Source organism: Rudaea sp. (assembly GCF_036383415.1).
Lineage (GTDB): Bacteria > Pseudomonadota > Gammaproteobacteria > Xanthomonadales > Rhodanobacteraceae > Rudaea.
Window position 1 is genome coordinate 1 of record NZ_DASVOK010000026.1, and the last position, 6,448, is coordinate 6,448.

5 protein-coding genes are annotated in these 6,448 nt (G+C 65.4%); 2 read left to right on the forward strand and 3 right to left on the reverse strand.

What is annotated here, in order from left to right; translation table 11 throughout:
* Positions 1 to 185: GH36 C-terminal domain-containing protein (locus VF497_RS00885; protein ID WP_330885328.1), on the forward strand; the 185-nt coding region annotated here is incomplete at its 5' end.
* A 35-nt stretch (positions 186 to 220) separates the two neighbouring features.
* Here the strand turns inward: VF497_RS00885 and VF497_RS00890 are convergent.
* Positions 221 to 2,488 carry a glycoside hydrolase family 65 protein gene (locus VF497_RS00890; RefSeq protein WP_330885330.1) on the reverse strand — a complete coding sequence of 756 codons (2,268 nt, stop codon included), beginning with the start codon at positions 2,486 to 2,488 and terminating at the stop codon, positions 221 to 223.
* 89 nt (positions 2,489 to 2,577) lie between these two features.
* Between VF497_RS00890 and VF497_RS00895 the strand changes: the two genes are divergently transcribed.
* Entirely contained in the window at positions 2,578 to 3,252 is a 675-nt protein-coding gene (locus VF497_RS00895) for a TIGR02466 family protein (RefSeq protein WP_330885332.1), read from the forward strand.
* Positions 3,253 to 3,299: 47 nt separating this feature from the next.
* Here the strand turns inward: VF497_RS00895 and VF497_RS00900 are convergent, their stop codons facing one another.
* Together VF497_RS00900 and VF497_RS00905 are read right to left on the reverse strand one after the other, a co-directional pair.
* A complete protein-coding gene (locus tag VF497_RS00900) occupies positions 3,300 to 5,114 on the reverse strand; it encodes a 2OG-Fe(II) oxygenase family protein (RefSeq protein ID WP_330885334.1) in 1,815 nt (604 codons plus the stop codon).
* 42 nt (positions 5,115 to 5,156) lie between these two features.
* Positions 5,157 to 6,448 (reverse strand): glycosyl hydrolase family 95 catalytic domain-containing protein (locus tag VF497_RS00905; RefSeq protein WP_414706824.1); only part of this gene is annotated, 1,292 nt, incomplete at its 5' end.

The following is a 6,448-nucleotide window of genomic DNA, read 5'->3' on the forward strand; positions in this document are numbered from 1 at the left end:
CGGACGCAGGAAAATATACTTTTCCTGTCCGCGGGCTCGATCCGCAACGCAACTATCGGCTGCGGTTCCGCGACGGTAGCTCGGCGGATTCCGTTCGCTCCGGGCGCGAGTTGATGCGCGACGGCCTGGCGCTGACCTTGCCGGTTCCCGAATCCTCGGAGCTGGTCTCGATCGAGGCGATGTGACGGCGAGCCGCGCTTGGTCCGTCCTTGCGCGCACGTCACTGCGTCGCGGCCGCCTTGCGCACCAGCCGCGCCTTGCCGTCGGCACCGCGATCGACGCGGATGTCGTAGCGTTTGCCGCCGAACGCCACGTTCTTCAGCGTCATCGATCGCCAGTCCGGTGGTAGCAGCGGCGGGTAGACGGGATTCAAACCGGTGTTCTCGATGCGCAGGCCGGTCAGGCCGAAGACCAGGTTCTGCACGAATCCGGCGGCGGCGGTGACGAAGTAGCCGGTGTTGTTCGTTGCCGTTTCGGTGCGCACGTCGAACGGTGGCTTGACCACGCCGCCGCTGAAGTTCTTTTCCAGCCACGCGACCGCGCGCTTTTCGTCGCCCACGGTCGCCGCGGCGATGGACAGCGGGGCTAGGCCCATGCTGTTCGGGTCGCGGCTCGAAGCGAGGACCGGGCCGATCGCCTGATCGTAGTTGTTGCGCCGCACTTGCGCGCTCATCGCCAGGTCGAGCGCGGGCAGCGACAGCATCGGTAGCGAACTGCCGCCCCAGGTGTCGCGGTCGTGTGCCACGCTTTCGTCGAAATGCAGATGGTGCTGCGCGGTATTGTCGAACGGGATGTGCAGTTTTGCGGCTACGTCGTTCCAGCGCGGATCGGCCTTCTCGCCGACCGCGGCCGCGGCCTCGGTGGCGATGCGCAGCGCCTTCGCGGCGGCGGCATTTGTGTAGGTGTCGTTCGGCACGTCGTTGTAATCCTCGTCGACCGAGGTGACGTGGAGGATGTCGTAGCGCTGTTTTTCCGCGTTCCAGGTCGCGCGGCTCGCCCAGAACTCGGCGAGGTTGCGGATCACCGGCCAACCGTATTGCTTGAGCCAGGCGCGGTCCTGCGTGACGAGCCAGTATTGCCATTGCGCGATCGCGATATCCGCGTTGACGTGGATTTCGCGCTCGCCGAGCACGTAGGCGAAATGCGGCGTCTGCTCGGTGCCGTTCTCCGGATCGGCTTCCCACGGATATTTCGCGCCCGCATAGCCGGCAGCCTTCGCGCGCGCCTGCGCGGCCGCGAGCGTGCGCGCGCGGAACATCACCAGCGATTTGGCGCGCTCCGGATGCAGCAACAGCAGCGCGGGGAACACCCAGAAGTCCGAATCCCAGAAGACATGCTCGGCGTAGCCGGGCGTCAGCGCACAGGCGCCGATTGCCCAGGCCGTGTCCGCCGTCGACGACGACAGCAGGTAGTAGAGGTCGGAATGCACGGCGCGCTGCGCGCGTTCGTCGCCATCGATGACGATGTCGGACTTCCACAGTTTCGCCCAGGCATCGCGGTGCGCCGCGAACAGTTTTTCGAAACCGCCTGCACGTGCGGCGGTGGCGAGGGCCAGATCGGCTTTTGCATCGCCGCCCCAGCCTTCGCGCGACATCGCCACATACTTGGTGAAAGTATAGGTTTTCCCTTTCTCCACTTTGGCCGACAGGTTCAGCGCGAGTCGGTATGGACTCTTGTAGATTTGAACATTCGTCGGCGTCATGCCTTTGGGCAGCTCGATCGCCGCTGCCTGGGCCATCGCGAGACCCTGCTCGGCCTTGCCGTCGAGCCACAGGGTCAAGGCCTTCGCATCGCCGTCGCGATCGCCGACGTGGACATCGCCGTGGTACCAGACTGGTGCGCGATCCGGTGTCGCCGGCGGAATCGCGACGAGCTTCATCTGGTGTGCGGCAACCGCCTCCTGCATCTCGTCGCCGCTCAGCTTGGCGAGCGGCAGGCGCGGTTGATGCGGCGCCCAGAGATTGAGCGCGAACGACAGCTCCACCTCGCCGTCGAAATCCGATGTGAGCGTCAGCTGCGTCGCGGCAAGCTGCGGCGATGCCTGGCTGACGAAGGTGACGACTTTTACGTCCGTCGATTTCCCGTGGTCGACATAGCGATAGCGGGTCGTCAGCGTCGCCTCGTGCAGGTCGAGCGTCTGGCGGTAGTCCTGGAAAATCGTCGGCTTGGCATCGACCTGGTTCATCCAGAAGTGGCTGGCGTCGGATTGGCCGGTCGAATAGTCGATTTCGGTCCAACCGGGAATCGCCGCCGGACGCGAGAAGTCGTCCTTCGCGTAATCCATCAGGCCGACCATGTAGGAGAGATTGCCTTCGGTGCCACGTGGGCCGGTCAAGGTTGAGACGTAGCCGTTGGCGAGATAGCCGGGGAAGTAATTGTCGAAGTCCTGCGCAGTCGCGGTCAGGGTGAAGCTCGCGTCGGATGCGAATGCGGCACTGCTCGCGCAGGCGAGAAGGAACGGGATGAGATGCAATGGCTTCACGGGCATTCCGGGATCGGACGGTTGGCGAAAACGCTTGCGGTGGCGCGCATCGCTCGCACAATATGACGCCTAGCCGCGATGCGACGGAGCGAAGGATGGCGAGCAATTTCAAATTCACGATGCAGATGCCGGGCGGCTTTTCCCAGTCCGGTTTCGGCGGCGCCGGCGAAGCGCAGGCGACTCCTGCGCTGCGGTCCTACGATTTGTTCGTGACGCGCATCTGGCAGGCACACCTGCCGTTCGCCGCCGTGCAACTGACTGCGTGGGTCGATGAAGTCCTGATGTTGCGTGCCGCGAGCCCGAAGCCGGCCGGCCGCACGAATCGCCACGGCTGGAACAGCGAGGACATGAGCGTGCTCGAACGCCCGGCATTCGCGCCGCTGCGGCAGGCGATCCACGCCGGCTGCACCACAGCGCTGCGCGAGATGGGGCAGGGCGACGTCTCCTTTCGCCTGCAGTCGTGGATCAACATGCACGATCGCGGCGGCTTCAATTTCCTGCACGTGCACGAAGGCTCGCTGCTGTCCGGCAGCTTCTATCTCAGGGTGCCGTCCGGTTCGGGCAAGTTCGTCTTCCGCGATCCGCGCGCCGGCGTCGTGCACGGCTACGTGAAGGGTGCGGTGGCGAACGGCTACAGCGACATCCATCTCACGCCCGAAGACAGCCTGCTCGTGTTGTTCCCATGCTGGATGGAGCATTACGTCGAACCACACGACGCCGACGAGCCGCGCATCGTGATCGCGTTCAATGCGCTTGAAGGCGAGCGCTGAGTCCGTCGTCTCGCGCGAGCAGTTCGGCAAGGCGCGGAGAGCGGACATCAGCGTTCCGGCACGACGTCGAAGGCGACGGTCAAGCGCGTGCGCTCGCTCGCGAACGGCACGGTGCCGTGCCAGAAATACGAAGGAAACAGCACGAGCATGCCGACCTCGGGACGCACGACGTGCTCGGCCTGTAGTGCGGGGGTGGTGATCAGGCTCGGCCGGCCGAACGTCAGGCAGCCAGCGTTCTGATGCGCATCGGCGGCGACGTCGGGCAGTTCGATATAGCACGCCGACGAGATCCAGCCGCGCGGATGAACGTGGTTCGTGTGAAATCCCGATGAGCGCAGGCGCACTGACCAGCTGCCGTTGTAGCGATAGCTGCCGTTGTCGCGCCGGCGCAGCGGTTCGGGACCATTGCGAATGTGTTCGAGGTAGCGGCGGATCGGCGCATCGAACGCGGCGAACAGCGCGCGGATCGCGGGATCGTCGCTGCGCGACAGATCCGCGGTCGTCTCGGTGCCGTGACGCAGCGACTGGAACAGCAGCGGATGGCCGTGCGGATTGTGCAGGCGGTCGAGGCTGCGTTCGAGATCGGCGAAGAAGTTGGCGAGGTCGGGCCAGGGTGCCGGCGCTTCGAGGCGTTGCGGCAACACCCATCGCGCGTAGTCGCAGTATTCGCGATGGCGCGGATTGTCGAGCAGGCGCCAGGCCATGGTCTGCAGGGCGATGAAGTATTGATCGTCGGGTGCGGCGGTGCGCAGCGTTTCGCAGTGCGGCAATGCCGCCTGTGCGTCGCCGATGCCGAGCAGCGCGGCGACGAGCAGGCTGCGCGCCGCCGTGTTGGCCGGCATCGCGCGCACCGCGCGTTCAGCGAAAGGCAGCGACAGCGCCGGATCGAAATCGAGCGCGGCGAGTCCCGCGCGCACGAGCAGCGCGGGTGAAGCCTGCGGATGCCCGGCCTGCTCGACGAGGCAGGCGTAAGCGCCGCGCGCGTCGCCCGCTCCTTGCAGGATGGCCGCTTTCGCCGCGCGCAATGCCGGATCGGCTGCGAACGTGCGCAGCGCATCGTCGAGCGCGGAGGTTGCCTGAGCCGCATCGCCCGTGCGCATCCAGACAAGACGGGCCAGATGATCGTGTGCTTCGCTGCGCAGCGGATCAAGGCGCAGGCATTCGCGCAGCGCCGTTTCGGCGCGGTCGAATTCGCCCACCGCGACCAGGCTGCGCGCCTGGATTTGGTACAGCACGGCGTTGCGATGTCCGCGTGCGATCGTCTGCGTCGCGATGTGCTCGGAGTCGGCAGGCCGGTTCGCCGCGTCGAGCGTGATCGCGTAGGACTGGGCGATGCCAAGGTCGTCGGGCTTTGCCTGCGAAAGCTGCCCTAAGCTCGCGACCACCTCGGCCAGGCGGCCGAGCGCTGCAGCGGCGGCGACGTATTGCACGATCAAATCGGCATCGGCTTTCCCGCCTGCCGACGAAGGTGCCAGCAGCGTGAATGCATCGCCTGCGCGCTGTGTGTCGTTGTAGTGCCGCGCCAGCACGAGCGCCGCCCGCGGCAGGCGCTGCGCGGCGCGGCGCAGCAACGGTTCGGCTTCGGCGACGTTGCCGCGGCTCAACAACAACTCGCCGAGCGCGGCCAGCGTCGGTGCCCAGTTCGGGTCGAAGTCGAACGCTTTGCGCAGAATCCGCTCCGCGCCGTCGATGTCGCCGAGCGCCTGCTTGGTGCCGGCATAGAGGCGCAGCGCCTCAACGAATCCCGGCTGCTCTTCGACGAGCGCAGCCAGTTGATCGTGCGCGGCGAGAAACTCGCCTGCCTTCAGCGCTGCGTCGATGCTGCGCATGGCGTCGATCAGCGCGGGCGAGGGCGTGGCCATGGTGCGGGCGTGCCGGTTCGAATCCGTCTCGGGGAGCCTTGCTTACTTCGCCTTGCGCGTCAGCTTCGCCTTGCCGTCCACCCCGCGCTCGACCACGATGTCGTAATGCTTGCCGCGGAACGCGATGTTTTTCAGCGTGAGCGACTTCCATTGCTCGGGCAGCGTCGGCGCATAGGCTTCGTGCAGGCCCTGGTCATCGATGCGCAGGCCGGTAAAGCCGTAGACAAAGCTCTGGATGAAGCCTGCGGAGGTCGCAAGAATGTAGCCCGCATTGTTGGCGACAGTTTCCGTGCGCACGTTGAACGGCGCCTTGAGGAAGCCGACGAGGTTGCGCTCGACCCAGTCGCCCGCGGACTTCGCATCGCCGAGCTGCGAGGCGTGCACGGCGAGCATCACCATCATCATCTCGTTCGGATCGTCGCCGTGCACCTTCAGCTCGTGCAACTGGAAGTCGTAGTTGTTCCTGCGCACCTCGGGCGACATCGGCAGGTCGAGGTTCGGATACGACAGCCACGACAGCGAGGAACCCATCCAGGTGATCTTGTCGTGCGGCACGGTCTCGTCGAAATCGAGATGGCGCTGGTTCTTCTCGTCGAACGGGATGTACATCTTCTTCGAGATTTCCGCCCAGGCCGGATCGGCCTTCTCGCCGACGAGCGCGGCAGCCTTGATTGCGATGTCAAGCGCCTTGCGCGCGGCGCCGTTGGTGAACGAGTCGTTCGGCACGTCGTTGTACGCCTCGTCGGGCGAAGTGACGTGGTGGATTTCGTAGCGGTCGTGTTCTTTGTCGAACGTCACGCGGCTCTTCCAGAACTCGGCGATCTCGCGGATCACCGGCCAGCCGCTGTCCTTGAGCCATTTCTTGTCGCCGCTGACGAGCCAGTACTGCCACTGCGCGATCGCGATGTCGGCATTGACATGGATTTCGCGATAGACCTCCCAGGCGAAATGCGGCGTGTTGTCGACGCCGGTTTCCGGATCGGATTCCCACGGATACATCGCGCCCTTCACGTCGAATTGCTTCGCGCGCTCGCGCGCGGGCTGCATCGTGCGATGGCGGAAGTCGACGATTGGTTTCGCGCGTTCGGGATGCAAGAGCAGCAGAGCAGGGAACACCCACGAATCCGAATCCCAGAACGCATGGCCGGCATAGTTCGGCGTCAGCGCGCAGGCGCCCATTGGCCACGCCGTGCCTACCGTCGTGTTCGACAGCAGGTAGTAAAGGTCGGAGTGGATCGCCTTCTGCACGTTGGCGTCGCCGTCGACGGCGATGTCGGACTTCCACAGCTCATGCCACGCGTTCTGATGCGTGGCGAGCAGCTTGTCGAAGCCGG

Excerpts from the sequence above, each read along its gene's own strand:
- VF497_RS00890 (WP_330885330.1), bottom strand. The coding sequence starts at position 2,488 with ATGCCCGTGAAGCCATTGCATCTCATCCCGTTCCTTCTCGCCTGCGCG.
- VF497_RS00895 (WP_330885332.1), top strand. The coding sequence starts at position 2,578 with ATGGCGAGCAATTTCAAATTCACGATGCAGATGCCGGGCGGCTTTTCC.
- VF497_RS00900 (WP_330885334.1), bottom strand. The coding sequence starts at position 5,114 with ATGGCCACGCCCTCGCCCGCGCTGATCGACGCCATGCGCAGCATCGAC.